The 24,506-nt window shown below is 68.4% G+C and carries 23 protein-coding genes; 11 read left to right on the forward strand and 12 right to left on the reverse strand.

The window, feature by feature from the left end; genetic code table 11:
• Positions 1-141 precede the first annotated feature (141 nt).
• Positions 142-2,292, forward strand: coding sequence for an FUSC family protein (locus tag ACFWUU_RS13775; RefSeq protein ID WP_380175575.1), 2,151 nt, complete (start codon positions 142-144; stop codon positions 2,290-2,292).
• On the opposite strand, the gene ACFWUU_RS13780 is transcribed toward ACFWUU_RS13775, so the two are convergent.
• Positions 2,282-2,926 (reverse strand): TetR/AcrR family transcriptional regulator, encoded by a 645-nt coding sequence (locus ACFWUU_RS13780; RefSeq protein WP_137255440.1) that lies wholly within the window; start codon positions 2,924-2,926, stop codon positions 2,282-2,284. The genes ACFWUU_RS13775 and ACFWUU_RS13780 overlap by 11 nt on opposite strands.
• 79 nt (positions 2,927-3,005) lie before the next feature.
• Here ACFWUU_RS13780 and ACFWUU_RS13785 point away from each other — a divergent pair, with 79 nt between their 5' ends.
• Positions 3,006-4,019: an alpha/beta fold hydrolase gene (locus tag ACFWUU_RS13785; RefSeq protein WP_380175577.1), complete on the forward strand. Its 1,014-nt coding sequence runs from the start codon at positions 3,006-3,008 to the stop codon at positions 4,017-4,019.
• The gene (locus tag ACFWUU_RS13790; protein WP_380175579.1) at positions 4,016-4,831 is read left to right on the forward strand and encodes a class I SAM-dependent methyltransferase; all 816 of its coding nucleotides are present in this window, start codon (positions 4,016-4,018) and stop codon (positions 4,829-4,831) included. Before ACFWUU_RS13785 ends, ACFWUU_RS13790 begins: the two co-directional genes overlap by 4 nt.
• A 6-nt stretch (positions 4,832-4,837) precedes the next feature.
• Here ACFWUU_RS13790 and ACFWUU_RS13795 read toward each other — a convergent pair whose 3' ends face one another.
• From ACFWUU_RS13795 to ACFWUU_RS13805, 3 genes are all read right to left on the reverse strand, one after another.
• Entirely contained in the window at positions 4,838-5,986 is a 1,149-nt protein-coding gene (locus tag ACFWUU_RS13795) for a GDSL-type esterase/lipase family protein (RefSeq protein ID WP_380175581.1), read from the reverse strand.
• A gap of 1 nt (position 5,987) precedes the next feature.
• On the reverse strand, positions 5,988-6,554 hold the full coding sequence (locus tag ACFWUU_RS13800) for a TetR/AcrR family transcriptional regulator (protein ID WP_380175583.1): 567 nt from the start codon (positions 6,552-6,554) through the stop codon (positions 5,988-5,990).
• Positions 6,555-6,645: 91 nt separating this feature from the next.
• The gene (locus ACFWUU_RS13805; RefSeq protein ID WP_130448290.1) at positions 6,646-7,017 is read right to left on the reverse strand and encodes an RNA polymerase-binding protein RbpA; all 372 of its coding nucleotides are present in this window, start codon (positions 7,015-7,017) and stop codon (positions 6,646-6,648) included.
• Between the two features lie 256 nt (positions 7,018-7,273).
• Between ACFWUU_RS13805 and ACFWUU_RS13810 the strand changes: the two genes are divergently transcribed.
• Genes ACFWUU_RS13810 through ACFWUU_RS13825 form a run of 4 tightly spaced genes read left to right on the forward strand, consistent with a single transcriptional unit; the run spans position 7,274 to position 11,167 of the window.
• Positions 7,274-8,677, forward strand: a complete 1,404-nt coding sequence (locus ACFWUU_RS13810; protein WP_380175585.1) for an efflux RND transporter periplasmic adaptor subunit — start codon at positions 7,274-7,276, stop codon at positions 8,675-8,677.
• The gene (locus ACFWUU_RS13815) at positions 8,667-9,359 is read left to right on the forward strand and encodes an ABC transporter ATP-binding protein (RefSeq protein ID WP_137255434.1); all 693 of its coding nucleotides are present in this window, start codon (positions 8,667-8,669) and stop codon (positions 9,357-9,359) included. The genes ACFWUU_RS13810 and ACFWUU_RS13815 overlap by 11 nt, the downstream gene beginning before the upstream one ends.
• On the forward strand, positions 9,359-10,591 hold the full coding sequence (locus ACFWUU_RS13820; protein ID WP_380175587.1) for an ABC transporter permease: 1,233 nt from the start codon (positions 9,359-9,361) through the stop codon (positions 10,589-10,591). The genes ACFWUU_RS13815 and ACFWUU_RS13820 overlap by 1 nt, the downstream gene beginning before the upstream one ends.
• Before the next feature lie 12 nt (positions 10,592-10,603).
• Positions 10,604-11,167, forward strand: coding sequence for a hypothetical protein (locus ACFWUU_RS13825; RefSeq protein WP_380175589.1), 564 nt, complete (start codon positions 10,604-10,606; stop codon positions 11,165-11,167).
• 48 nt (positions 11,168-11,215) lie between these two features.
• On the opposite strand, the gene ACFWUU_RS13830 is transcribed toward ACFWUU_RS13825, so the two are convergent.
• Positions 11,216-12,148: a class I SAM-dependent methyltransferase gene (locus tag ACFWUU_RS13830; protein WP_380175591.1), complete on the reverse strand. Its 933-nt coding sequence runs from the start codon at positions 12,146-12,148 to the stop codon at positions 11,216-11,218.
• 46 nt (positions 12,149-12,194) lie between these two features.
• Between ACFWUU_RS13830 and ACFWUU_RS13835 the strand changes: the two genes are divergently transcribed.
• A complete protein-coding gene (locus ACFWUU_RS13835) occupies positions 12,195-12,767 on the forward strand; it encodes a TetR/AcrR family transcriptional regulator (RefSeq protein WP_380175593.1) in 573 nt (190 codons plus the stop codon).
• On the opposite strand, the gene ACFWUU_RS13840 is transcribed toward ACFWUU_RS13835, so the two are convergent.
• Complete coding sequence (locus ACFWUU_RS13840) at positions 12,764-14,137, reverse strand: MFS transporter (protein ID WP_380175595.1); 1,374 nt, start codon at positions 14,135-14,137, stop codon at positions 12,764-12,766. The genes ACFWUU_RS13835 and ACFWUU_RS13840 overlap by 4 nt on opposite strands.
• Before the next feature lie 54 nt (positions 14,138-14,191).
• Entirely contained in the window at positions 14,192-14,944 is a 753-nt protein-coding gene (locus ACFWUU_RS13845; RefSeq protein ID WP_380175597.1) for a glycerophosphodiester phosphodiesterase, read from the reverse strand.
• A gap of 26 nt (positions 14,945-14,970) precedes the next feature.
• Here ACFWUU_RS13845 and ACFWUU_RS13850 point away from each other — a divergent pair, with 26 nt between their 5' ends.
• Together ACFWUU_RS13850 and ACFWUU_RS13855 are read left to right on the forward strand one after the other, a co-directional pair.
• Positions 14,971-16,104 (forward strand): aminotransferase class V-fold PLP-dependent enzyme, encoded by a 1,134-nt coding sequence (locus ACFWUU_RS13850; protein ID WP_380175599.1) that lies wholly within the window; start codon positions 14,971-14,973, stop codon positions 16,102-16,104.
• A complete protein-coding gene (locus tag ACFWUU_RS13855) occupies positions 16,101-16,730 on the forward strand; it encodes a methyltransferase domain-containing protein (RefSeq protein WP_380175600.1) in 630 nt (209 codons plus the stop codon). The genes ACFWUU_RS13850 and ACFWUU_RS13855 overlap by 4 nt, the downstream gene beginning before the upstream one ends.
• Here the strand turns inward: ACFWUU_RS13855 and ACFWUU_RS13860 are convergent.
• The 4 genes from ACFWUU_RS13860 to ACFWUU_RS13875 all read right to left on the reverse strand — a co-directional run bounded on the left by ACFWUU_RS13860 (position 16,720) and on the right by ACFWUU_RS13875 (position 22,683).
• Positions 16,720-17,571, reverse strand: a complete 852-nt coding sequence (locus ACFWUU_RS13860) for a carbohydrate ABC transporter permease (RefSeq protein WP_380175602.1) — start codon at positions 17,569-17,571, stop codon at positions 16,720-16,722. The two genes, ACFWUU_RS13855 and ACFWUU_RS13860, sit on opposite strands and share 11 nt — an antisense overlap.
• Positions 17,568-18,494 carry a carbohydrate ABC transporter permease gene (locus ACFWUU_RS13865; protein WP_233714793.1) on the reverse strand — a complete coding sequence of 309 codons (927 nt, stop codon included), beginning with the start codon at positions 18,492-18,494 and terminating at the stop codon, positions 17,568-17,570. Before ACFWUU_RS13865 ends, ACFWUU_RS13860 begins: the two co-directional genes overlap by 4 nt.
• 5 nt (positions 18,495-18,499) lie before the next feature.
• On the reverse strand, positions 18,500-19,828 hold the full coding sequence (locus tag ACFWUU_RS13870) for an ABC transporter substrate-binding protein (RefSeq protein ID WP_380175604.1): 1,329 nt from the start codon (positions 19,826-19,828) through the stop codon (positions 18,500-18,502).
• Between the two features lie 80 nt (positions 19,829-19,908).
• Positions 19,909-22,683: a family 78 glycoside hydrolase catalytic domain gene (locus ACFWUU_RS13875; RefSeq protein WP_380175606.1), complete on the reverse strand. Its 2,775-nt coding sequence runs from the start codon at positions 22,681-22,683 to the stop codon at positions 19,909-19,911.
• Positions 22,684-22,875: 192 nt separating this feature from the next.
• On the opposite strand from ACFWUU_RS13875, the gene ACFWUU_RS13880 reads away from it, so the two are divergent.
• The gene (locus tag ACFWUU_RS13880; protein ID WP_137255423.1) at positions 22,876-23,772 is read left to right on the forward strand and encodes an AraC family transcriptional regulator; all 897 of its coding nucleotides are present in this window, start codon (positions 22,876-22,878) and stop codon (positions 23,770-23,772) included.
• Here the strand turns inward: ACFWUU_RS13880 and ACFWUU_RS13885 are convergent.
• On the reverse strand, positions 23,738-24,442 hold the full coding sequence (locus ACFWUU_RS13885; RefSeq protein ID WP_380175608.1) for a TetR/AcrR family transcriptional regulator: 705 nt from the start codon (positions 24,440-24,442) through the stop codon (positions 23,738-23,740). The two genes, ACFWUU_RS13880 and ACFWUU_RS13885, sit on opposite strands and share 35 nt — an antisense overlap.
• Positions 24,443-24,506: the final 64 nt, after the last annotated feature.

A 24,506-nucleotide genomic window follows, 5' to 3' on the forward strand; every position in this document is an offset into this window, starting at 1 on the left:
GTGGATCCCAGCGTGACCCCGGGCGCTGGCCTGGAGCACACTGTCGGGGTGACGAGGGTCGGTGGGCGGGTGGTGGGGTGGTTGCGCCGGCGGGATGGGGGGCTGGCTGCTACTCGGCGGGCGGGGCGGACGGCGTTGGTTATGCCTACGTTGTTTGCGTTTTGTGCGGAGGTGCTTCGTGCGCCGGTGGTCGCGACGTTTGCGGCGTTCGGGGCGTTTGCGATGTTGTTGCTCGTCGACTTCACTGGCAGCACCATTCAGCGTCTGCGTGCGCAGGTTCAGCTTGCGATCGCGTGGCTCGTGCTTGTCTCGCTCGGCACGCTGGCGGGGCAGTCGGTCTGGTCCGCGATCGTCGGCACGGTCGTTGTCGGTTTCGCCGTACTGTTCCTCGGTGTCGTCAGCTCGGTGCTGGCGGGCGCGAGTACTTCGTTGCTGCTGGCTTTCATCCTGTCGGTTGCCACACCAACGCCGGTGTCGATGCTGCCGGACCGACTCGCCGGCGTCGCGATCGCAGGCTTGGCGAGCGTCCTCGCCGTCTCGCTCCTCTGGCCGCGAGCCGCGGTCGACCCCCTCGGCGCACCGACAGCGCGCGTATGCCGAGCGGCCGCGATGCAGCTTCGTGCGGAAGCCAGCGACACCGTCGAGGTCTGCACGATGCGGACCGAGCAGACGGCAACCCTCATCCAGGAACTCCGCCGTACCTTCACCGCGACGCCGTACCGCCCAACCGGTCTCTCCACCGGCTCCAGAGCACTCGTCCGTCTCGTCGATGAACTCACCTGGCTGACCACGATCCTCAATGAATCCGGCCCGGTCGCAGCCCGAGGAGCTGCCGACGACCCGGACTCCTCAGCAGTCCACTTCGCCGCCGCGACCGTACTCGAGCTCAGCGCCGAGCTGCTGGAGGACCCGACCCTCGCCCCGGACAAACTGTCCGCCGCGGCGGCAGAGCTCAGGGAGGCCGTCACCGCGCTCGAAAAGGGCGCTGTCGCTCGACTGCCGGCGACTGCGAGTACGCCGATGGCGAGCTTCTTCACTGCGCTCAACGTGTCGTTCCGGGCGCAGGAGCTCGCGTTCGGCGTACTGCTGATCGGGCAGAACGTCGAGACCGCCCGCGTCGCCGACCAACGCGGCTGGACCGATCGTCTGCTCGGCCGCGAGCCGAAGTCACTCACCGCCCCCTTCGCCAGCGCCGCCGAACGCGCCGCCGCACACCTCGAGCCACATTCGGTGTGGCTCCACAACAGCATCCGCGGCGCCGTCGGCCTCGCGATCGCGGTCGGCGTCGCCAACTTCACCGGAGTCGCGCACGGCTTCTGGGTCATCCTCGGCGCCTTGTCCGTACTCCGATCGAACGCCCTCAACACCGGTCAGAACGCCTACCGCGCGATCGGCGGCACAGTCGTCGGCTCGGTCCTCGGCGCCGGCCTCCTCGCCCTGATCGGCGAAAACAGGATCGCGTTGTGGATCCTGCTGCCGATCGCGGTGCTGTTCGCCGGCATCGTCCCGGCCGCGGTCTCGTTCGCAGCCGGGCAGGCGGCGTTCACCGTGACGCTGGTGATCCTGTTCAACATCGCCGCGCCGGAGGGTTGGTCGCTGATCCTGTTCCGCATCGAGGACATCGCGCTCGGCTGTGCCGTCAGCGTCCTCGTCGGACTGTTGTTCTGGCCACGAGGCGCGTCCGCGGCAGTCGGCAAGGCCCTCGCCGAGGCGTACGTCGACAGCGCGAACTACCTCGTCGGCGCCGTCGGGTACGCCGTCTCCTGCTGCGTACCGGGCTCCCGTCCCACCACGCCACAGGACAGCCGTCGCGCCGCCGCCGCAGCCCGCCGGCTCGACGACGCGTTCCGCACGTACCTCGCCGAGCGCGGTCCGAAGCCGATCCCGCTCAGCGAGATGACAGCGCTCGTGTCCGGCGTCGTGGCGGTCCGCCTGGCCGGGGACGCCGTACTCGAGCTGTGGGACCGGTACGCCGACGGCCAGCCTCCGACAGACGACCGGGCCGCCGCGCAATCGGCCCTGTTCGCGTTGGCGGACCGACTGCTCGAGTGGTACACGACCCTGGCCGCGGCCCTCGAAGTACAAGACCGGATCCCCGAGCCGCTGGCTTATGACCACGAGACCAAGCACCGCTTGGTCGAGGCGGTTCGCCGCGACCTGTACGACGCCGACGGTCGCGCGACGCCGACCGCGATCCGCATGCTCTGGACCGCCGACCACCTGGAGGTCGTACGCCGCCTCCAGCCGGGGCTTACGACCGCAGCCGACGAGACGGTTACTGCTACTGCGTGAGGCTGTTGCTGATGAACGCCAGGGTCCGGGCCTCGACCTGACGGAGCTGCGACTCGGTCAGATCGCGGAGAGGTCCGTGAGTCGTGAGGGTCGCCGTGCCGTGGACCGTCGACCAGATCGGGTACTCGATGCCCTCGCGTCGTTCCGGAGTCAGAACGCCGGCTTCAACCAGCTCGTCCAGGGCGGCGCGGAGGAGGCCCAGCGGAGTACGGTCCGGCCCGTCAGCGGCGCCGTACGCGTGCTGCTGCGGAAGGGCGTACGCCGCCGCGAACAGGCCGGGCTCCTCGTGGGCGAAGCGCATGTAGGCGGTGCCGATCGCGCCCAGGCGCCGCTGCGCCGCCGTCGGGTTGCCGCGCTTGCCACGGACCTTGGCGATCTCGGCGGTCATCCGGTCGGCCAGCTCGAGCATGGCGGCCGAGCAGACCTCGGCGAGTAGCTCGTCGCGGTCGGCGAAATGCCGGTACGCAGCATTCGGTACGACGCCGACCGCGCGCGTCGCCTCTCGGAGTACGACGGCATCGGGGCCACCGGCGCGGGCCAGCTCTACCCCGGCCGCGACCAGGCCGGCGCGGACGTCGCCGCGGGGGCGACGTCGTCGGGGCGGAGCTTCCGGTGCTGGATCGGCTGTGGTCACCGGCTCAGGATAGCAATGTGGACACTGTCCACCAAGAGAGCTAATGTGGACAGTGTCCACTAAATCAGGGAGGCGTCCGATGGACGGGAAGACAGTCGTGAAACCACAACAGGACAGGGCATTGGTGACGGCGGAGGAGTGGTTCGGGGGCGGCAAGCGTCGCTGGTACGACCCGGCGTCGGCTCGGCTTTTGTCTGACGAGGAAGGGGAGACGAGGGCCGGGCTGATCAAGGTCTTCGGCCGGACGACCGGTGTGGCGAGTCCGGACGCGGTGTGGCTGACGATGCTGCCGGGATTCCCTGAGGGCTCGTACGGCTGGGCGCAGGTCGATCGGCTGCTGCCCGCCGGTCTCGGGCCGCGGTTGTACGTCGAACCGGTCGGGCAAGGCGACTCGGACAAGCCGAAGGGGTATGAGTACTCGACAGTGGAGCGTGCCGATCTGATCGGTGCGTGGTGGCGGCACCACGGCGTACGTCGTACCGTCGTGGTCACGTTCGACTACACCTCGCTGGCGTTGCTCGAGTTGTTGCGCCGGCAGTTGGAGCGGCCAGGTGGGCCTGTGATCACTGCGGCGTTGATGGTGAACGGCGGCTTGTTCGCGGACTCGCACTCGCATCCGTGGCGAGGGACGCCGTTGCTGAGGTCGCCGCTCGGGGTGCTGGTGGCGAAGGGGGCGCAGAAGTCGCCGGTCGTGTTTGCGCAGGGGTTCAAGCAGGCGCGGATGTACTCGCACGGCAACGAGCCGAGTGATGCCGAGATCGCCGAGACGTGGTCTGCGCTGGCGCGCCGAGACGGCGCCAAGTTCCTCCACGAGGGCGCCGGCTTCGTGAAGGAACACCGCCGCAACGCGGGCCGCTGGGATCTGGCTGCCATCGCCCGCGAACTGAACGGCTCCGTCGCCCTCACCGTCGGCGGCAGCACTGAGGACCCCTACGAACACCGCCAGGTCGACGCCACCCGCAACCGCGTCCCCGAGGCCGACATCATCACCTTCCCAGGCGGCCACCTGACCACGACCGAACAACCGGCTCTGTTGGCGAACGCAATCACCCGTGTCGCCACCCGCCACGGTGTCAAGGAGGCATTGGTATGAGCGAGTCAAGCGTTCCCGCGCAGTATGTGACCGGGAGGGTGCGGGACGGGATCACTGCGGCTCTTGTTGCTGCGGGCAAGGATTTGGACGGGTTGAAGCCGGCGGATCTCGCGTTGGTCGAGGACTATCACACCGGTGGGCGGTTGGCGACGGTGCAGCTCGTCGATCTGCTTGAGCTGACGCCGGAGATGGAGGTGCTCGACGACGGTTCGGGGATCGGTGGTACGGCGCGATACCTCGCCGACCGGTTCGGGTGTGCGGTGACTGCCGTGGATCTGTCCGATGAGTACTGCGAGACCGCGCACTGGCTCAACGGGCTCGTCGGGCTGGACGACAAGATCGTCGTACGGCAGGGAGACGTGACCTCGCTACCGCTGGATGACGCGTCGGTCGACGTCGTGTTCAGCCAGCACGTGCAGATGAATGTCGCGCGGAAGGACCGTCTCTACCAAGAGGCCAGGCGGGTACTACGGGACGGCGGGCGGCTCGCGCTCTGGGACATCATGGCCGGCGACGGCCGTGAGCTCGACTACCCGCTGCCGTGGGCGGACGGCCCCGAGGACAGCTACCTCGCCCCGCCGAGTGTCATCCGGACCGAGATCGAGGCTGCCGGCTTCACCGTCACGCACTGGGCGGATCTGACCGACCAGGTCGGTGCCATGATGCGGACGATCCAGTCTCAACCACCGAGCCCACTCGGACTGCATGCCTTCGTCCCGACGTTCCGCGAGCGGGTCAAGCACCTGACCGAAGCACTGACAGACGGCCGCGTCCGCGCGATCCAGGCGATCGCCCAGGTCACGAGGTCCTAGCCGCCCTCAGCCGCTGAAGACGCCCTTGAAGACCTCCTCGGTGAACCGCGCGGCCATCACCTCGTGGCTCTCCGGTCCGGGGTGCAGGTCGTCGAGAAGCGGATGGGTCGCGTTGTCGGCCTCGCCGTACAACTCGCGGCCGTCGAGGTAGTGCAGGTTGGGGTCGGACGCGGCGCGCTGGGCGACGATGCGGGCGAGTTCGGCGCGGATCACGGACAGCGTGAGTTTGCCGGCTGGGATCTCGTCAGGGTTGCCGGTGGCAACGAAGCGGAGTTCGCCGGCGGCCAGGGCGGACAGATCCCACCCGGTGGGCCCGGGCGTGTCCTCGTGGATCGGGCAGAGGATGGGGGAGACGACCAGAAGCGGTGTGTCGGGGTGGCCGTCGCGGATCGTTTCGAGGAAGCCGTGGACGGCGGGTGTGAACGAGGGCAGCCGCAGACCGTCCGAGTTCACGACGTTGATGCCGAGCTTGACGCTGATCAGGTCGGCGGGCGTGTCGCGGATCGTCCGGGCGAAGAACGGCTGCAGGTACGCGCTGCCGCCGAAGCCCAGGTTGACCAACTCGACCCCGGCCTGCGCCGCGGCGAGCGCCGGCCAGGTGCCGGTGGGATGGGTCGCGTTCGAGCCGTGGCTGATCGAGCTGCCGTGGTGGATCCAGACGCGACGCGAGGTCGGTACCGGTTCGACCGGGGCATCGGTGCGCAGGGCAACGAGTTCGGTGGTCTCGTCGTGCGGCAGCCAGATCTCGACGGTCTTGGTGGCGACCGGCAGCCCGGTGATCTGCAGGGTCTGCGGCTCGCCTTGGCGGGTCTCGCCGGCGCCGGTCATCAGGTCGATGGTGATGACGTTGCCGGCCGGCGCGGTCAGCTGGGTGAACAGCTCGCCGGCGACGAGTACGTCGTACACGCCGTCCGGGCGCGGGGGAGCGCCGGTGTAGTCGCGCTTGGTCGGGAGCGTGTCGAGCTCGATGACGGTGGCTCGGGTCGAGAAGACGAGGCGAACCCCGGACGGTTGGGACTCGACCATCGACGTCTGGGCGTCGTCGTACTGCGCGCGCGCCCAGGCGGGCAGGCGGTGGGGCATGACGCCACGCTCGGTGGGCTCGAGTTCGAGCGCGCCGCGGAGCAGGTCGATGGTGATGGGGGTGGTGATCATGTCAGCTCCAGCTGCGGAGGAGGGTATCGAGGGCGTTGATGATGCGCGGCCAGCTGTCGTCGGAGCTGTGCTCGCTGAAGGCGAAGGAACCGGCGGACTCGAGCGCGATGTAGCCGTGGATCGTGCTGCCGATCAGGCGTACGGCGTCCGTCTGGGCGGGCTCGTCGAGCTCGTATCCGCGGAGGACCGCTCGTACGAGCTCCGAGTGCCTTCGGCCGGCTTCGACAAGCTCAGGAGTGGCGGTCCCTGGCAGGAATCGGGTGGCGGTGTAGCGGCCAGGGTGCTGGCGGGCGTACGAACGGTAGACGTCAGCCAGGGCGAGCAGGGCGTTGCGTCCGGCGCGACCCGCCAGTGCGGCGGCGGCCTGGTCCGCGAGCTCCGCGAGGGCCAGCGTCGCGATCCGTGTCTTGAGGTCGGCCGAGCTGCGGACGTGCGAGTACAGGCTGGCGACCTGTACGCCGAACTGCCGCGCCAGCGCGGACACGGTGACCTGCTCGAAGCCGACCTCGTCGGCGAGCTCGGCGCCCGCCTGTGCCAGCCGCTCGCCGGTCAACCCCGCTCTTGCCATAACTCATTATGGAATTACCTAAAGCCTTTAGGCAAATCGGGGCAGAAAGAAACCCCCACCGCGCCGTTGCGGTGAGGGTTCTCACATGGGGTCAGGCCGTGCGCTTGGTCCGGTGCAGGTGCGCCGGGCCGATCTCGCCCTTGCGGAGCAACTCGACCCGCTCGGCCAGCAGCTCCTCGAGTTCCGAGATGCTCCGGCGCTCGCGCAGCATGTCCCAGTGCGTACGGGCCGGCTTCTCCTGCTTCGGCTCCGGCTTCTCACCGGTGGACCGGGCGGCCTCGCTGCCGCAGTGGGGGCACTCCCAGACCGCGGGCACCTCGGCGTCGTGCGCCATGGTGACCTCGACCACGTGGCCGCGGGGGCAGTCGTACGTGATCATCTGGCGGGGAGCGAACTCAACACCACGGTCATCCTCGAAGCTGACCCCACCCAGCCCCGAACCACGCAGTACGCGATTAGACATGTCAAACCTCCGAGATCGTCATCCGTGCCAACGGTCGGCCGGCCCGGATCATTCCCATTTTGGCATGTCCGAGCCATATGTACGCACCTGACGGCCCGGGTTGACGCTGTCGTGACCGGGTGTCGTCGGGTGTTCACAGATCACGGTGTGTCGCGAACCGCCCAACGTACGACGCACCAAATCGATATGCGGTTCACAGGCTGTTGCCAGGAATCGAGGATCTCCTCCTCAGCATCTCTCCCTACCGTCTGCTTCCATGGTGCTACCCCGCCACAAGATCCGTGGCCTCAGTTTCGTGAACGTGGCGCTGGTCGCCATCGTGCTCGTCATCGCCCTCACGGCCTACTTCCTGTTCTTCAAGAAGGATCCGCCGGCCGCGAGCGCGACCCGGCCGACGGTGGCGGTCCAGCGCGGTGACGTGACCGCCAGCGTCAGCTCCAGTGGCACCCTGCAGAGCTCGCAGACGGCGTCTCCGCAGTTCGAGACTTCGGGCACGGTGACGCAGGTCCTGGTGAAGGTCGGCCAGGTGGTGGCCAAGGGTGCGGCGATCGCGAAGATCGACCCGTCCGACGCCAACCGTCAGCTCGTGATCGCCCAGCAGAACCAGATCGCCGCGGAGAACTCGGTGAGCGCGGCCGACGAGACGCTGAGCGACGCCCAGGACGCCCTTGAGGCTGCCGAGGAGGCTTCCGCCTCCCCGTCGCCGACCCCGACCGGCACGAACGGTCAACAGCAGGAGCAGCAGTCCCAGTCTCAAGGTCAGAGTCAGGGTCAGAGTCCGCAAGTTGCCGTCAGCAACGCCGAGGCAAGCCTGGCGAAGGCCAAGGCGGACAAGGAACAGGCCGACCAGAACGTCGAGGCGGCCCAGGCCACGGTCGACGCGACCACGCTGAAGGCGCCGATCGCCGGCACCATCACAGCCATCAACGGCGCCATCGGCTCGGTGGCCGGGGGATCCAGCTCAGGTTCAGGCAGTGGCTCCGGCAGCACCGGCGGACAAGGCTCAACCTCAGGTCAAGGTTCAACTTCAAGCTCGAGTACGTCGTCCACCTCCGGCACCGGATTCGTCGACATGGCGGACCTCAAGTCGCTGCAGGTGGTGGCCGCGTTCGCCGAGGCGGATGCGATCAAGATCAAGGCCGGCCAGTCCGCGACCGTGACCCTGAACGCCGAGCCCGGTACGACGCTCACCGCGTCGCTGGCATCCGTCTCGCCGACCCCGACCACGACCAACGGCGTCGTTTCGTACTCGGCGACCTTCAGCCTCGCCAAGCTCCCCGCGAACGCCCGGATGGGCCAGACCGCGAACGTCACGGTCCAGACCGCGAAGGCCGCCAACGCGCTCTACGTCCCGAGTACGGCGATCGCCACGAGCGGTACGACGTCCACCGTGACGATGGCTGACGGGAGTGGGACGCGGGAGGTGAAGGTCGGCGTACGGGGTGGCAGCTTCACGCAGGTCACGTCCGGCCTGAACGAGGGCGACCAGATCGAGCTGCTGCAGGGCGCGATCGGCAGCACGGGTACCCAGAACGGCACAGGCCGGCAGGGACAGGGCGGCACCGGTCAGTTCCCGGCCGGCTTCGGCGGCGGCGGTGCCGGCGCTGGTGCTGGTGCTGGGGCCGGCGGCGCTGGTGGCGGTGGCTTCCGTGGCCGCTGACGCCCTGATCGACATCCGGGACGTCACCAAGACGTACGGCCACGGCGAGACCGCGGTACACGCTCTTCAGGGTGTGTCGTTGCGGGTCGACGCCGGGGAGTACGTCGCGGTGATGGGCTCGTCCGGATCCGGCAAGTCCACGCTGATGAACATCCTCGGCTGTCTCGACGTACCGTCGCGCGGCGAGTACTGGCTGGACGGCAGCAATGTGGCCCGGCTGAGCGAGGACCAGCAGGCGCTCGTCCGCGGACGCAAGATCGGGTTCATCTTCCAATCGTTCAACCTGATCCCGCGGACCACCGCGCTCGCGAACGTCGAACTGCCGCTGACCTACGCACACCTGCGCCGGGCCGAGCGCCGCCGCCGGGCGAACCGTGCGCTGGAGCTCGTCGGTCTCGCGGACCGCACCGGCCACCGCCCGAACCAACTGTCCGGCGGCCAGCAGCAGCGGGTCGCGATCGCCCGTGCGCTCGCGACCGGTCCGCGGATCCTGCTCGCCGACGAACCGACCGGCAACCTCGACGCGCATTCGACCGAAGAGGTGCTGGGCATGTTCGACGGCCTGCACGACGACGGGCGGACGATCATCGTGATCACCCACGAGCACGACGTCGCGGCTCGCGCTCGCCGGCTGGTGCAGGTCGCCGACGGCCGGATTGTGTCCGACGAGGTGACGCGCTGATGTCACCACGCGACCTGATGGGCGCCGCACTCCGCGGCCTCACGGCGAACAAACTCAGATCCCTGCTCACCGTCCTCGGCGTATCGATCGGGGTCGGTGCGGTCATCGTCCTGGTTGCTGTCGGCAACGGCTCCGGCAAGGCCGTGCAGGCCCGGCTGGAGGCGATGGGTACGAACCTGCTGACGGTCTCCACGACCGGCGGCGGTGGCGGCTTCCAACGCGGCCAGGCCGGACCGGCCTCGCAGCAGTACAGCCTGACCCTCGACGATGCGGCCGCGTTGGCCGACGCGCGACTCGCGCCCGACGTCTCCTCCGTCGCACCGGTGATGACGAGCAGCGGTGCGACAGCGACCAACGGCGACACCAGCTACACCGTGAACCAGGTGATCGGTACGACGCCGCAGTACATGCCGGCCACGAACACGCCGGTCGGGACCGGGACGTCGTTCACCCAGGAGGACGTCGACACCTCGCAGCGGGTCATCCTGCTCGGGCAGACGACCGCGACCGAGTTGTTCACCCGGCCCGCGAGCGCGGTCGGCCAGACGATCAAGCTCGGTGCGGTGGACTTCGTCGTCCGCGGAGTGCTGGCCAGTAAGGACAGCACCGGGTTCAACGACCCGAACGCGACCGCGATCGTGCCCATCAGCACGCTCCGGGCGACGCAGGCCGGGTACGGCGCACTCAGCCAGATCGTCGTACAGGCCAAGGCCACCGACCGGGTCGACACCGCGCAGGCCGAGGTCACGCAGTTGCTGACCGCTCGCCACCAGGTGCCGGCGGATCAGACGTCTCCGTTCCGGATCACGAACTCGGCGCAGATCCTGCAGACGAGTCAGGACACGGCCGCGACGTTCACCGCCCTGCTGGCCACGGTCGCCGCGATCAGCCTGGTGGTCGGCGGGATCGGCGTCACCAACATCATGCTGGTCACGGTCACCGAGCGGACCCGCGAGATCGGCATCCGCAAGGCGCTCGGGGCGCGGCGGCGGACGATCCTCGGGCAGTTCCTGATCGAGGCGACGCTGCTCAGCCTGATCGGCGGCGCGGTCGGTGTCGGGGTCGCGTTGATCGTCACCCGCTTCCAGTTGGCCGGCGTGACGCCGGCGCTGGTGCCGTCGTCGATCGGACTCGCGCTCGGCGTGTCCGCGGCGGTCGGCCTGTTCTTCGGCAGCATGCCGGCGCACCGAGCCGCCGGACTCCGTCCCATCGATGCACTACGACATGAGTGAGAGGCACTTCAAATGAGCAACCAGACGCCCGACGAGTTCGCGCAGATCGGGTCCGACGACGAGGTCGACGCGGCGCTCAAGCCGAAGAAGACTCTCAACCTGCCGCTCGCGACGGCGATCCTGGCCGGGGTCGTCGTACTCGCCGTCGGGCTTGCCGGTGGGGCCGGGCTGCATGCGGCGTTCGCTTCCGACAGTACGTCGAACCAGCCGCAGGCCGGGCGGGGCGCCGGTGGGTACGGCGGGTTCCGTGGGCAGAACGGCGGGGGAGCGACGGGTCAGAACGGGCAGGGTCAGCGGCAGTTCCCGGGTGGGGGTGGGACGATCGGCACGGTTGTGTCGGCGAACAGCTCTGAGTTGGTCGTGAAGACGCAGTCCGGCAACGTGACGGTGAAGCTGACCGGCGACACGACGTACGAGATCACCGCGAAGGGGACCGCCTCCGACCTGAAGTCGGGCGAGCAGGTGGTGGTCACCGGTCAGAGTGCGAACGGGACTGTGACCGCGCAGACCGTTCGTCAGGGTGGGCTCGGGGGTGGTGGGTTCCGGAACCCGAGCGCGACGCCTTCGTCGCGCTGATCAGACCGTGCGCCCGGCCAGCACCCCGGCCGGGCGCACGTCCGTCTGTCAGGTGCGGGTGGCGGTGAGGGCGACGGCTGTCGAGTCGAGGGTGAAGCTGCCGCCGGCCGCGTCGATGGCGGCTCCGGTCAGCTCGAGCATCTTGTCGAGTTTGCCCGCGTCTGCGAGGGGTTTGGCCAGGCCGCTGGTGCGGAGCTGGTCGAGCCATTCGTCGCGGGTGTAGTGGCAGGTCCAGGGGTACGTCGGGCGCTCGAGGTCGGTGAACGCCCCGGTCGCGGTGAGGCTCTCGGCGGCCCGGTCGAGGAAGTGCTCGTAGGCGCCGAGCGGTGAGGCGGCGACCTGGGAGTTGACCGGGCTGTCGGGGAGGACCTCCCGATGGACCGCTGCGAACGCGGCGCCCAGGTTGGGCGGCGGCTGCAACACATACCAAAACACAGCAATCCGCCCGCCCGGCCCGAGCACCTCGGCAGCCTTCGCCGCGCCGACGCTCGGGTCGATCCAGTGCCACGTCATCCCGGCGACAAGCACGTCAAAAGTCCGCCCCACCGCGTCCCAGGACTCGAACGGCGACACCTCGACCTCCACCCCGGTACTACGAGCGAACGCCGCCATCCGCCCATCCACCTCCACGCCAAGCACCCGACACCTAGCAGCCTGGAACTGGCGCGCCACGATCCCAGTCCCACAACCGACATCAAGCACCACCGGACCGGCCGCCGCTCCGGACGCTGGGCCCCCGCTGAGCCGCGTTGGCCCGGCGGGGGCAGAGGCGGCGATCGCCTCGATCAGGTCGGTGGGGTAGCGGGGGCGCGCCCGGTCGTACAGCTCGGCGTCCGCACCGAACGACTCGGCCATGTCCCGCCGCCGATGCGGCTCGCCGGCACCGCTCCCGCCGGGAGCGGTCTGCGCGGGAGTGGTCCCACGGGCCAGCGTCTGCGCGGGGTCGCGTGGGTTGGGGGGTCCTGGCGGTAGAGTGGGCATGTGCCCACGGTAGTGGGCGGGTGCCCATTTTTGTCAAGGAGGGTTTGTGCCGACCGGGGTGGCGATGCGGGATGCTCGGGAGCAGCTGTTCGATGCGGCGGAGCGGGTGTTGCTGCGGGACGGGCCTGAGGCGTTGACCAGCCGGGCGGTGACGACCGAGGCCGGGTGTGCGAAGGGTGTGCTGCACAAGCACTTCACGGACTTCGACGGGTTTCTGGCTGAGCTGGTGATGGACCGGATCCGGCGGCTCGACGACCAGGCGGAGGTCTTGTTGAAGGCCGCTGGGCAGGGGTCCGTTGTCGACAACCTGACGACCATGCTCACCGACCTGTTCGGTTCGGTGGCGGTTGCGATCGTCAGCCTGACGATCTCGCGGGACGGACTTCGCGCCCGACTGCGGGAGGCTGTGCCGACCGGTGTACCCATCCTGAGCGAGGCCGGCCGGGTGGTCATGGACTACCTGAAGGCGGAACAGACCTACGGCCGCATCCCCGCGGACGCAGACCTGAACACGCTCGGCCTGACCTTGATCGGCTCCACCCACCTGCTGTTCGCCGACCGCACCGGCGTCCGCCCCACCCCCGACGAAGTACGCGCCTTCGTCGCCTCCGTCGTCTAGACGATGCTCGGCTGGGCGTTGCCGGCTTCCTCGATGCCGCGCCGCATGTCGACGCGGACCAGCAGCACCAGCCCGACAACGAAGAACAGCCCGAGCGCCACGATCGCCGGGCGGTACGACCCCGTGATCTGGTGCACCAGCCCGAACACCAGCGTGCCCAGCCACGACGTACCGCGCTCACCTGCCTGATACAGCGAGAAGTACTCCGCCTCGCGCCCCTTCGGGATCAGCTGGCTGAACGCGGACCGCGACAGCGCCTGCGTACCGCCGAGGACGATCCCGATCGCCGCGCCCATCGCGAGGAACGGCACGATCTGGTGGGCCGGCAGCAGGAACCCGGCGATCACGATCAGCATCCAGATCACCAGCCCGCCGGTGATCGTGCGATGAGCGCCGTACCGCGCGGCCACCCGGCCGAACACGATCGCTCCGAAGAACGCGACGAACTGCACCATCAGGATCGTCGCGATCAGCACCTGCGTCTCGAACCCGAGCTGCTTCTCGCCGTACGTCGACGACACCGAGATGACCGTCTGGATGCCGTCGTTGAAGAACAGGTACGCGATCAGGAACAGCATCGTCATCGGGTAGCTGCGCAGGTGCCTGAGCGTCGCACCCAGCTGACCGAAGCTCTGCCGCACCAGGTTGCCGCTCCGGACCGGTACGACGCTCGTCGGCGGCCGGTCCCGCAGCCGGAGGAACGGGAAGAACGTGAAGATCCCCCACCACAAGCCGGCGCTCAACAGACTGAGTCGAACTGCCGTGCCCTGACTCATCCCCAGCGCGTCGTGCGCGGTGACGACGGCCAGGTTGATCAGCAGCAGGATGAAACCACCGGCGTACCCGAAGGCCCACGCGCGGGACGAGACCGCGTCGCGCTGATCCGGTGGCGCGATGTCGATCAGGATCGAGTCGTAGACGACGAGCGACGACCCCAGACACAGGTTGCCTATGAACAGCAGCAGTGCACCGAGCGCCCAGCGGCCCCCGCCGACGAACACCATGCAGCAGGCCGCCAGCGCGCCGGCCCAGGCGAACGCGCACATCAGCAACTTCTTCCGCGCCATCCGGTCCGCGATCGCGCCGACCACCGGCAGGAACAGCGCCGATACCAGCGTCGCCACGGTCACGACGTAGAACGCCAGCGACCCGGGGGAGATGCCGAGCCCGAGTACGTCGAGGTTGGTGCGGCACGGGTGGTCGGTCGTCCCGGAGTACCCGCACGCGGCCTGCTCCGCGACCGATGTCAGGTACGGCGCGAACAGGACGGTGCCGACCGTGGTGACGTAGCCGGAGTTCGCCCAGTCGTAGAGGCTGAACCCCCAGTACTCACGCTTGTCCACACCGGCCGGGGCGGAGAGAAGTCCCATGCGCGGAAGTGTGTCAGGTTCCGGGGACGATGCGGCGTACCTCCGGATAACAACTCAACTCCACTGGCCGCGCTCGATCAGTACGTCACGGAGAAGGTCGGTCCGGTCGGTGATGATGCCGTCGACCCCGGCGTCGAGCAGCTCCCGCATCTGCGCGGGATCGTCGATCGTCCAGATATGCACTTGCTTGCCCCTGGCATGCGCTCGTTTGATCAGCCCCGGCGTCAGCACCTTCAGCGGCCCGTACGCCTGCGGGATCTGCAGACACGCCCCGGCCGACGGCAGCGCGAACGGCAGGAACCGGATCAGCACGATCTCGAACTCGCCGTACCCCGTGCACAGTCGCGGACCGAGCAGTTCGCGGATCCGGCGTACGCGGGACTGGGAGAACGACGAGACACAGATCCGGTCGATCGCGTTCGCGGCCTTCAGCACCGCCGCGGCCGGCTCGAGACCGCCCTCGGCCTTGATGTCCAGGTTGAACCGGATGTCCGGGAAGTGCTCGAGCAGCTCGTCGAGCCGGGGGATCGGCTCGTGACCGTTGATCCTGGCCTTGCTGACCTCGGACCACGGCAGCTCGGCGATCACGCCGGTCCGGTCGGTGACCCGGTCGAGCTTGTCGTCGTGGAACGCGATCACGACGCCGTCGCTGGTCGCGTGCAGGTCGGTCTCGAGGTAGGTGTAGCCGAGGTCGACCGCGTGCTGGAACGCGTGCAGCGAGTTCTCGTAGCCGATGTTGTCGGGGTGTTTCGCGCCGCCTCGATGAGCCATCGCGATCGGCCCGTCGTGGTCGAGGTAGGGGTACACGACAGGAAGTATGTACCGTTTGGGTGGTGACGGTACTCAGCCCCCGCCCCGACCTGTGGACCCTCGACCCAGGCGTCCTCCACCTCAACCACGGCTCGTACGGCGCCGTGCCGCGCCGCACCCAGGAGGTGATGGCCGGGCTCCGCACCGAGATGGACGCCAACCCGATGGTCTGGTTCCGGACCGTCGCCGACCGGCTGACCGCCAGCCGCCTCGCGCTGGCGTCGTACCTGGAAACAGACCCGGCCGGCTTCGCCCTGGTCCCGAACGCGAGCGCCGGCGTCACCGTCGCGCTCGCCACGCTGCCGATCCCCGCGGGCAGCCGGATCGTGCTGACCGACCACACGTACGGCGCGGTCCGGTACGCCGCCGAGCGGTTCGCCAGGGCACACCAGGCCGAGATCGCGATCGTGCACATCCCGCTCGAGGCGGACGACGAGACCGTGGTCTCGCTGATCTCGGAGCGGCTCGACAACGCCTCCGTGCTGATCGTCGACCAGATCACCTCCGGTACGGCGAAGGTCCTGCCCGTCGAAGCCCTGGTCGAGGCCGCGCACGCGCACGGCGTACCGATCGTGATCGACGGCGCGCACGCCCCGGCGCTGATCGACGCCCCGGCGCCCGCAGGCGCCGACTTCTGGACCGGGAACTTCCACAAGTGGCCGGCCGCGCCGCGGGCGACCGCCGGGCTGGTGGTCGCGGAACAGTGGCGCACGGCAACGATGCCGCTGATCGTCTCCTGGTCGGAGTACGACGAGCGGATGCCGGAGCGCTTCGACATGCAGGGCACGTACGACTACGTCCCGTGGATCGCCGCGCCCGAGTCGCTGAAGGTCCTGGCCGACCTGGACTGGCCGACCCGACGCCCGCAGCTGACCGCGCTCGTCGAGGAGGGCGCGCGGATCCTGGCCAAGTCGCTGGGCACCGGCGTCGCCGAGGTCGTGCACCCGCCGACGACGATGCGGCTCGTCGAGCTGCCGTCCTCGGTGGACCTGTCCGGCGGCGATGCGCTGAAGATGCGGATCTCGCGCGAGCTGAAGGCCGAGATCACGTTCACCGGGTTCGAGGAGCGCAAGTTCATCCGGTTGTCGGCGCACGCGTACAACTCGCTGGCGGAGTATCAGAAACTGTCGGAGGGGCTTCGTACAGTCCTCGGGTGAACGACATCCAAGGGTCTTACAACATCGCCGCCGCCGACTACCACGCGATCCTGAAGGACTATCACCGCCAGGATCCGTTCGAGATCGGCGCGTTGGACTACTTCGCCGCGCTGGTCACGGACGGGCCTGTCGGCGACCTCGGCTGCGGGACCGGGCGGATCACGTCATACCTGGCCGGTCGTGGTCTGGACGTGTTCGGGATCGACCTGACGCCGGGGATGATCGAGGTGGCGCGCCGGGAGTATCCCGAGTTGCGGTTCGACGTCGGGTCGCTGTTCGACCTGGACCTGAAGGACGGCGAGCTCGCCGGAGCGCTCGCGTGGTACTCGCTCGTCCACACCCCGCGCGAGGACCTGCCGGCGGTGTTCGCCGAGCTGTACCGCGTCCTGCGGCCGGGTGGCTACCTCGTGCACGGTTTCAAGGTCGGTGGCGGCAGCCGGCATCTGAGCAACGCCTACGGTCACGACCTCGACCTCGAGGTCTACAGCTACGACCCCGCGGACGTCGCCGGGCTGCTCGCCGGCGCCGGGTTCGCCGAGGTGGCGACCCTGACGCGCGCGGCGATACCCGGCGAGAAGGACAAGGCGCAGGCGGCGCACCTGGTCCGCAAGCCCGCTACCCCTTGATCGCTCCGGACGTCAGGCCGGCGACGATCTGGCGGTTGAAGAACAGGAACATGATCAGCGGCGGGATCGTGATCAGCAGGATGTCCATGAACAGCAGGTTGTACTGCGTCGTGAACTGACTGGAGAAGTTGTACAAGGTCAGCTGCACGGTCGCGTTCTGGTCACCGGGCAGGAAGTACAACGGGTTCACGAAGTCGTTGAATACATTGACCGACTGCACCACCACAACGGTGACGATCACCGATCTGAGCAACGGGAACACGACCTGGAAGAACAGCCGCAACGGCCCGGCGCCGTCGATGATCGCGGCCTCGTCGAGCTCCCGTGGGATCGTCGCCACGAACGCGCGGAACAACAGGATGCAGAACGACAACCCGTAGGCGATCTCGATCAGTATCAGCCCGGGCATCGTCTTGAACATGCCGAGCTTCTGCAGCACCCAGATCGTCGGTACGACGGCCGGCGGGATGATCAGCCCGGCCAGCACCAGGAAGTTGATGAACCCGTTCCACCGGCTCTTCCGGCGCTGCAGCACGAACCCGGCCATGGCCGCGAGCACCACCATCCCGGTGACGCTGGCCACGGTCAGGATCGTGCTGTTGATGAACGCGATCACCAGCATGTAGTCGCGGGCCTCGACCACTTCGATGAAGTTCTGCACGAAGCGGAACTGGTGCGGCCAGGAGAAGCTCAGGTCGGCCGACTGGGTCCGGTCCTTCACCGCGGTCAGCACGATGAACGCGAACGGGATCACGAACACCACGATCGACACGAAGATCGCGACCGCGCTCAGGACCCACTTCCGGCCGGGACGGTGGTTGACGAGTTCCGCCGTACTCACAGGTCCACCTCCTTGCGGTTCAGGAACCAGGACAACGGCAGGATGATCGCGGTGACGGTGATGAACAGTACGACGTTGCCCGCGGTCGACAGGCCGTAGAACCCGGCCTGGTACTGCTTGTAGATCACCGACGCGATCACGTCCGAGGTGAACCCGGGCCCGCCGCGGGTCATCGCCCAGATCAGGTCGAAGGACCGCAGTCCGCCGATCAGCGACAGGATGATGACGGTGACGGTGGCCGGCCGGGACAGCGGCAGCACGATCCGCCGGAACTGCTGCCACGAGCCGGCGCCGTCGACCCGCGCGGCCTCGATGTACTCACGGGGGATCGAGACGATCCCCGCGATGTAGATCAGCGTCGCGAGACCGACGCCCTTCCACACGTCGACCGCGGCGACCGAGAGCAGCGCCCATTTCGGATCGGTCAGCCAGCCGGGACCGTTGATCCCGAGCAGTCCGAGCGACTCGTTGATCAGGCCCTTCTCCGGGTTCATCAGCACGGTGAACGTCAGGCCGACGCCGATCGTGGAGACCAGCACCGGGAAGAACACCACCGACCGAAGGTAGCCGCGGGCAACGATCTGCGACGTCAGCAGAACCGCGAGCAGCAGCCCGAGGACCACCTTCGACCCGGACGTGACGACGGCGTAGATCAGCGTGTTGGTGAAGCCCTTGACCAGCGCGGGCTCCTGGAAGAACAGCTTGAAGTTGTCCAGCCCGATGAACTTCGACTCGAACAGACTCCACCGGGTCAGGCTGAAATAGAGCGAGGCGAACGTCGGGACCAGGAACAGCACGCCGTAGATGATGGCGGTCGGCAGGTAGAACCAGTTCGAGTACGGACGGTAGACCTTGCTCCCGGCCGCCGAAGCGGCCGGTCGCGTCTTACTACGCTCACGTGGTTTCACCGAGGTGATCGCCACGGACCTCACCAACCTGCCAGGCCGAGCTGCTGGGCCTGCTTCTTCACGTCTTCGTCGTACCGCGCGGCGCCGTCCTTCGCCTTGCGGATACCGGAGCCGACCTCGACCGTGATCTGCTCGAGCGACGGGCCCTTGACCGGCGAGAGGAACTCCAGCGCCAGGCTCGATCCGTCGGGCTTGTCGAGGTACGGCTGCATGTCCTTGATCGCCTGCGGTACGTCGTCGCCGAGCGTGCAGCCCTTGACGGCGTACGGACCGGTCGGTGCGCCGGCGGTGTTCTGCGAGGCACAGCCGTCCGGGCTGGCGACGAAGGCGAGGAACTTCTTCGCCGCGTCCAGCTTGTCGCCGGTCGTGGTCTTCGGGATGTACAGACCACCCGGCGTCCACAGCGTCAGACCGTTCTTGCTCGCGTCGTCACCAGGCAACGCGAACAGGCCGACGGTCTTGGCGGCGTCCGGGTAGGTGGCGACCATGTTCGCGACCACGCCGGACAGGATCGGGTAGTGCGCACCCTTGCCGGTGGCAAGCATCTTCAGGCCGTCCGGCAGCTTCGCCGAGGCGAAGTCCTTGTTCTCGTAGCCGGCGTCGTGGACCGCCTCGGTGTGCTCGAACCCCTTGAGCGCGGCCGGCGAGGTGGCGTACTTCGCCTTGTTCGCGGTGTAGTCGTCGGCGAACGTCGGCTCGGACGAGGCGACGTTGTGGAAGTCGCCGAGGACGAACAGCTGCGACGTCCAGGTCTCGCCGTACGTCTGGATCACCGGGGCGACGCCGGGGTCCTGCGCCTTGATCTTGGCGTTGTTGGCCATGAACTCGGCCCAGGTCTTCGGGATCTTCAGACCGAGCTTGGTGTAGACCGGGATGCTGTACAGCACCGCGCCGCCCATGAAGCCGCCGACGGGTACGCCGTACACCTGGCCGTCGGCGGTCACGGTCTTCTTGAAGTTGTCGTCCAGGTTGCCGATGTACGGCTGGTCGCTGATCGACACCAGGTTCTTCTGCGGGGCGATCGCCTGGAACAGCGACCCGGTGTTGTAGCCGAAGACATCGGGCATGTCGCCGGTGGACAGCCGGGTCTTGACGATGTTGTCGCCCTCCGTACCGGCCGGGCGGGTCTCCGTCTTGATCGTGATCCCGGGGTTCTTCGCGGTGAAGTCCTTGATCAGCTGGTTGGCCTCCTTCACGTCCTGATCCTGGTTGCCGATCAGGTACGTGATCTCGACCGAGTTGCTGCCGGAGTCACTGCTGGACCCGAGACTGCCCGCGCTGCACGCGGTGAGCACCAGCGAACTGACGGCGAGAAGCGCCAGTCCGCTAGCTCCTGGGCGGAACCTCATCTTGACCTCCAAAGGATGTTGTTCAAAGCAGCGGGGCGGTGTCGGGGAATGGGATCAGTGGTTGGAATCAGTGGTTGAACTCAGTGGTTGAGCAGGGCTTCGAGCTTGGCCTTCAGGGCCTCGGCGCTCGGGGTGAATCCACGCGGGCTGATCGCGTCGACCAGTCCGGCGGCCGGCTGGTCGAGGTACCGCTCGAGGCGGGCGGCGAGCTCGGCGTCGTCGGTGACGACCCCGCTCTCGGCGGCCGCGGTCGCGAGTTCGGTCCAGGTGGGTTCGTGGTCCATCAGCTGCCGGATCGTCGCGTCCGCGGCCAGCTCGGGGAGCTCGGCGTACGGGTCGTCGACGGTCCATTCGTGCGTGCCGTGCCCGACCTCGACGACGCCCTGTCCGGGTACATCGACCTTGGCGCGGGACCCGACCGGCACGGTCACCGACAGCGTGACCTGCCCGTCGGCGCGGGTCCACGCGACCGACGCCTCGCCGTACGGCGTGAGGTGCTTGGCGGATGCCTTCGTCAGCTGCCCGGTGAGGAGCGGCCGTACGTCGATCGTGCGGTACCCGGGCTCGGCCGCCGCGAGGCCGGCGACCCGGCGGTGCATCCAGTCGGCGACCGCACCGAGGGCGTAGTGGTTGAACGACGTCATCTGGCCGGGGTTGATGCTGCCGTCGGGCAGCATGCTGTCCCAGCGTTCCCAGACCGTCGTGGCTCCCATCGTCACTGCGTACAGCCAAGAGGGGCAGCCTGTCTGTAGCAGAAGGCGGTAGGCCAGGTCAGGATGTCCGGAATCGGCCAGTGCGTCGGCCATCAGCGGCGTCCCGACGAATCCGGTACTGATCCGGAAGCCCGCCGTACGGACCAGGTCGGCGAGCCGTTCGCCGGCCCGCTGCCGCTGGGTCTCGGTCGGCAGCAGCGCCCACTGCAGCGCGAGCGCGTAAGTAGTTGCCGCGTCGCTCAATACCCGGCCGCCGTCGGTCGCGTACTCGGTCGCGAACGCCTGCCGGACGCGCGCCGCCAGGTCGGTGTACTCCTGGGCCAGATCGGCGCGGCCGAGGATCTCCGCGGCCTTCCCGACCACCTCGGCCGAGCGCGCCAGGTGCGCGGTCGCGACCACGTCGGGGTCCGCCTTGGCGGCGAAAGCGTTCTCCGGGGGTGCGGTCGGGTCGAGCCAGTCACCGAACTGGAAGCCGCCGGACCAGAGCAGGTCGCTGCCGGCCAGGTCGGCCATCTTGTCGACCCAGGCCCGCATGCTCGGCAGCTGTCGGGCGAGCAGTCCGGCATCGCCGCTGCGCTCGTAGATCACCCAGGGGACGATCGTTGCCGCGTCACCCCATGCGGCGGTGGCCGGGCTCTCGTTCCGCAGTACGTCCGGTACGACGTACGGCACCGAGCCGTCCTTCTGCTGCTCGGCCGAAAGGTCGGCGAGCCAGTTGGTCAGGAAGCCGGCCGTGTCGAACAGGAAGCTCGCGCTGGGGGAGAAGACCTGGATGTCGCCGGTCCACCCGAGCCGCTCGTCGCGCTGCGGGCAGTCGGTCGGTACGTCGACGAAGTTGCCGCGCATGCCCCACACCACGTTCTGGTGGAACTGGTTGAGCAGCTCGTTCGACGACTCGAACCAACCGGTGCGCTGCAGGTCGGACCCGATGACGATGGCTTCGAGGTCCTGCTTCGCGAGCGCGTCCACGCCGGTGACCTCGGCGTACCGGAAGCCGTGGAAGGTGAGCGGGGAGTCGAGCACGACCTCGTCGGGTCCGGCGAGGAAGTAGGTGTCGGTTGCCTTGGCGGTGCGGAGCGGACGAACGCCGAGCTCGCCGTTCTCGAGGACCTCGGCATGGCGTACGACGATCTCGTCGCCCTCGGCGCCGCCGCGGACCTTGAGCCGGATGCGACCGACGAGGTTCTGCCCGAAGTCGACGAGCGTCTTGCCGGACGGCGAGGTGGTGATCTCGAGCGCGGGAAGGACGTCGGTGATCCGGACCGGCGGGCCGTCGGGGGCGACGAGCAGATTCAGGTCGGCGTCGAGTACGTCGACCGGCGTGGGCTCGCCGGGCTGCTTGCGGAGGTCGGTGGTCTGGCCGTCGTACAGGTCGTCGGCCAGGACGTTGCTCTCGCGGGAGGTCCAGGTGCCGTCGCTGCCGAACGTGTGGACCTGGCCGTCCTCGGTGGTGACCTCGAGCTGCGCGAGTACGGCGAGGCGTTCGCCGTACAGCTGCTTCTGGTCCTGGAAGCCGATCCGGCCGCGGTACCAGGCGTTGCCGACGAGGAACTCGAGCTTGTTCTCACCAGGTTGGACAAGCTCGGTCACGTCGTACGTCTGGTAGCGCAGCCGGTACTGGTACGCCGTCCAGCCGGGCGCGAGCTCCTCGGTGCCGACGCGCTGCCCGTTGAGCTCGGGGATGTAGATCCCGTACGCCGTCGCGTAGAGCCGAGCCTTGACGATGCCGTCCGGGAGATTCGCGACGCCCGCGATCAGGGGAGCGGGGGAGCCGTGCGGGTTCTCCCGCGGGCTGACGAACCGCGCGGTCCAGTCGTCGGACGCGAGCAGGCCGGCCTCGACGGTCGCGGGCTGACTCCACTCGCTCCAGTCGTCGTTGCCGCGCACCCGGACCCGGACCTGCGCGGTCTCCCGGGAGCCGAGCGGGTCAGCCGGCCAGGGCACCAGGACCTGGTCGGGCGACTGGACCGTGAACGCCTGGGTCGTGCCGGTCGTGATCTCGAGCTCGTACGCCGTCTGCGCGTAGCCGGCGTCAGCGGCCGGGACCTGCCAGGAGATCCGGGGCGTCGCAGTGCCGATCCCGGCAGCGGGCGCGGGTCGATGCTCGAAGCGAAGGGCGGTGGGTGCGGCGAGGTTCGACATGAGGCTCCAACTCAGCGAGTGAAACGATTCATTGGGTGCGCTGACAAAACGTCGTGATCTCGGTTGATTGGCGGCGGTGTCATTCGGGGGACGTTTCGCCTGTTCCCCGATCCTGTGCCCGGCAGTCGCCGGCGAGTAGCCCGAAGTGCACTCGGTCTAGCACGATCTGCACCTCGGGCCATATCGTGACGTATGGCCGACGAGCCGGTGAGGACCCGCGGGACGGTGCTGCACTTCGTCGAAGGGACGGTCGTGCACGCCGGCCCACACCTGCATGAAAAGTCCCACCCGCTGCATACGCACAGCTTCTTCGAACTGCTGCTCGTCACCGGCGGTGAAGGCATCCACCACAGCCTCGCCGGCCGGCAGAAACTCCAGGCCGGCGACGCGATCCTGCTGCGTCCGGGCGTCTGGCACGAGTACGTCGACTGCACCGCGCTCGAGGTCTACAACTGCTGCTTCTCGGCCGATCTGGTCCGCCGCGAGCTGGCCTGGGCGCGCGAGGATCCCTTACTGGGTTACCTGTTGTGGACCGGGCCGTTCTCCGCGCAGCGCCGGGGCATGCTTGCGACGCACCTCGATCCGGACACGATGAAGGAGGCGGTCGGGCACCTCGACGGCTTGCGCCAGCTGCGCGACCAGCCGCTCAGCCGCAATCGCGGCGAGATCATCGGCTGGCTGTCGTTGTACCTGAGTTGTGTCGCCCGGACCGTGGCCGATCGCGACGATCGACGGGAGCACACGCATCCCGCCGTACTCGACGCGATGCGGTTGATGGAGGCCGACCCGGCGCGGCACTGGACGTTGACCGACCTGGCCGGCGAGTTGCACCTCGCGCCGGGGTATCTGGTCCGGTTGTTCAAGTCGGTGACCGGGCTGCCGCCGATGGCGTACCTGTCGCGTCATCGCGTCGAGCTCGCGGCCGACCGGCTGCTGCACACGGACCTGCCGATCAGCCGGATCGGGGAGTCCGTCGGCTGGCCGGACCAGAACTACTTCGCCCGCCGGTTCAAGTCGCACTACGGGCTGTCCGCCTCGGCCTATCGGCAACGTTTCAATGCCGTGAAGTCGACACTTTCCTACCGCTGATCAGCAGCTCGAGACCGTCCAGGATCCGCTGCAGCCCGAACTCCAGGCCCTGGTTCTCGCTGCCGGCCGCGGTACGCATCGCGGTGGTCAGGTGGGGGAACCGCTCGGCTTCGGTGCTGAGGATCTGGGTGAGCGACTCCTGCATGTCCTCTTCGGACAGGCCGGTGGTGTGGCCCGGGAATGTCGTGGACTGCTGGGCGATGTTCCGGACGTGGCTGGTGATGACCAGGATCGAGTCCATCTGCTCGCCGCCGGTCAGCCCGGTGTCGGTCAGCGCCGCGATGCCGCGCTCCATCCACATGAGCTCGTTCGGCCCGAGCAGGCGGCGGCCGACGGTCGACAGGAGCAGCCACGGGTGGCGCGTGAATCCGTCGTACAGGTCCATGGACCAGGTGTGGAGCGCCTCGCGCCACGGTAGGTCGGGGCGGTCCGGCGGGGCGCCCATCGCCAGGTCGCTCATCACCGCGACCAGCTCGGTCTTGCCGGGCACGTACCGGTAGAGCGCCATCTTCGTCACCGGCAGCTCGCCGGCGATCCGCTGCATCGAGACCGCGTCGAGGCCCTCCGCGTCGGCGATCCGGATGCCCGCCTCGGCGATCCCGGTCAGCGTCACCGCCGGCTTCGGGCCGCGGCTCGGCAGCGAGGGCTTGCTCCAGAGCAGGTCAGACATCCTTCGATCCTTTTCGAACTGAAACCGACTTGAACTGTGTCTACCATACACTTTACTGTGTCCG

The organism is Kribbella sp. NPDC058693 (assembly GCF_042715335.1).
In the GTDB taxonomy this organism is placed as follows: domain Bacteria; phylum Actinomycetota; class Actinomycetes; order Propionibacteriales; family Kribbellaceae; genus Kribbella; species Kribbella jiaozuonensis.

Excerpts from the sequence above, each read along its gene's own strand:
- ACFWUU_RS13820 (WP_380175587.1), top strand. The coding sequence starts at position 9,359 with ATGTCACCACGCGACCTGATGGGCGCCGCACTCCGCGGCCTCACGGCG.
- ACFWUU_RS13825 (WP_380175589.1), top strand. The coding sequence starts at position 10,604 with ATGAGCAACCAGACGCCCGACGAGTTCGCGCAGATCGGGTCCGACGAC.
- ACFWUU_RS13795 (WP_380175581.1), bottom strand. The coding sequence starts at position 5,986 with ATGATCACCACCCCCATCACCATCGACCTGCTCCGCGGCGCGCTCGAA.
- ACFWUU_RS13870 (WP_380175604.1), bottom strand. The coding sequence starts at position 19,828 with ATGAGGTTCCGCCCAGGAGCTAGCGGACTGGCGCTTCTCGCCGTCAGT.
- ACFWUU_RS13875 (WP_380175606.1), bottom strand. The coding sequence starts at position 22,683 with ATGTCGAACCTCGCCGCACCCACCGCCCTTCGCTTCGAGCATCGACCC.
- ACFWUU_RS13800 (WP_380175583.1), bottom strand. The coding sequence starts at position 6,554 with ATGGCAAGAGCGGGGTTGACCGGCGAGCGGCTGGCACAGGCGGGCGCC.
- ACFWUU_RS13805 (WP_130448290.1), bottom strand. The coding sequence starts at position 7,017 with ATGTCTAATCGCGTACTGCGTGGTTCGGGGCTGGGTGGGGTCAGCTTC.
- ACFWUU_RS13775 (WP_380175575.1), top strand. The coding sequence starts at position 142 with ATGCCTACGTTGTTTGCGTTTTGTGCGGAGGTGCTTCGTGCGCCGGTG.
- ACFWUU_RS13885 (WP_380175608.1), bottom strand. The coding sequence starts at position 24,442 with ATGTCTGACCTGCTCTGGAGCAAGCCCTCGCTGCCGAGCCGCGGCCCG.
- ACFWUU_RS13830 (WP_380175591.1), bottom strand. The coding sequence starts at position 12,148 with ATGCCCACTCTACCGCCAGGACCCCCCAACCCACGCGACCCCGCGCAG.
- ACFWUU_RS13840 (WP_380175595.1), bottom strand. The coding sequence starts at position 14,137 with ATGGGACTTCTCTCCGCCCCGGCCGGTGTGGACAAGCGTGAGTACTGG.
- ACFWUU_RS13785 (WP_380175577.1), top strand. The coding sequence starts at position 3,006 with ATGGACGGGAAGACAGTCGTGAAACCACAACAGGACAGGGCATTGGTG.
- ACFWUU_RS13810 (WP_380175585.1), top strand. The coding sequence starts at position 7,274 with ATGGTGCTACCCCGCCACAAGATCCGTGGCCTCAGTTTCGTGAACGTG.
- ACFWUU_RS13880 (WP_137255423.1), top strand. The coding sequence starts at position 22,876 with ATGGCCGACGAGCCGGTGAGGACCCGCGGGACGGTGCTGCACTTCGTC.
- ACFWUU_RS13790 (WP_380175579.1), top strand. The coding sequence starts at position 4,016 with ATGAGCGAGTCAAGCGTTCCCGCGCAGTATGTGACCGGGAGGGTGCGG.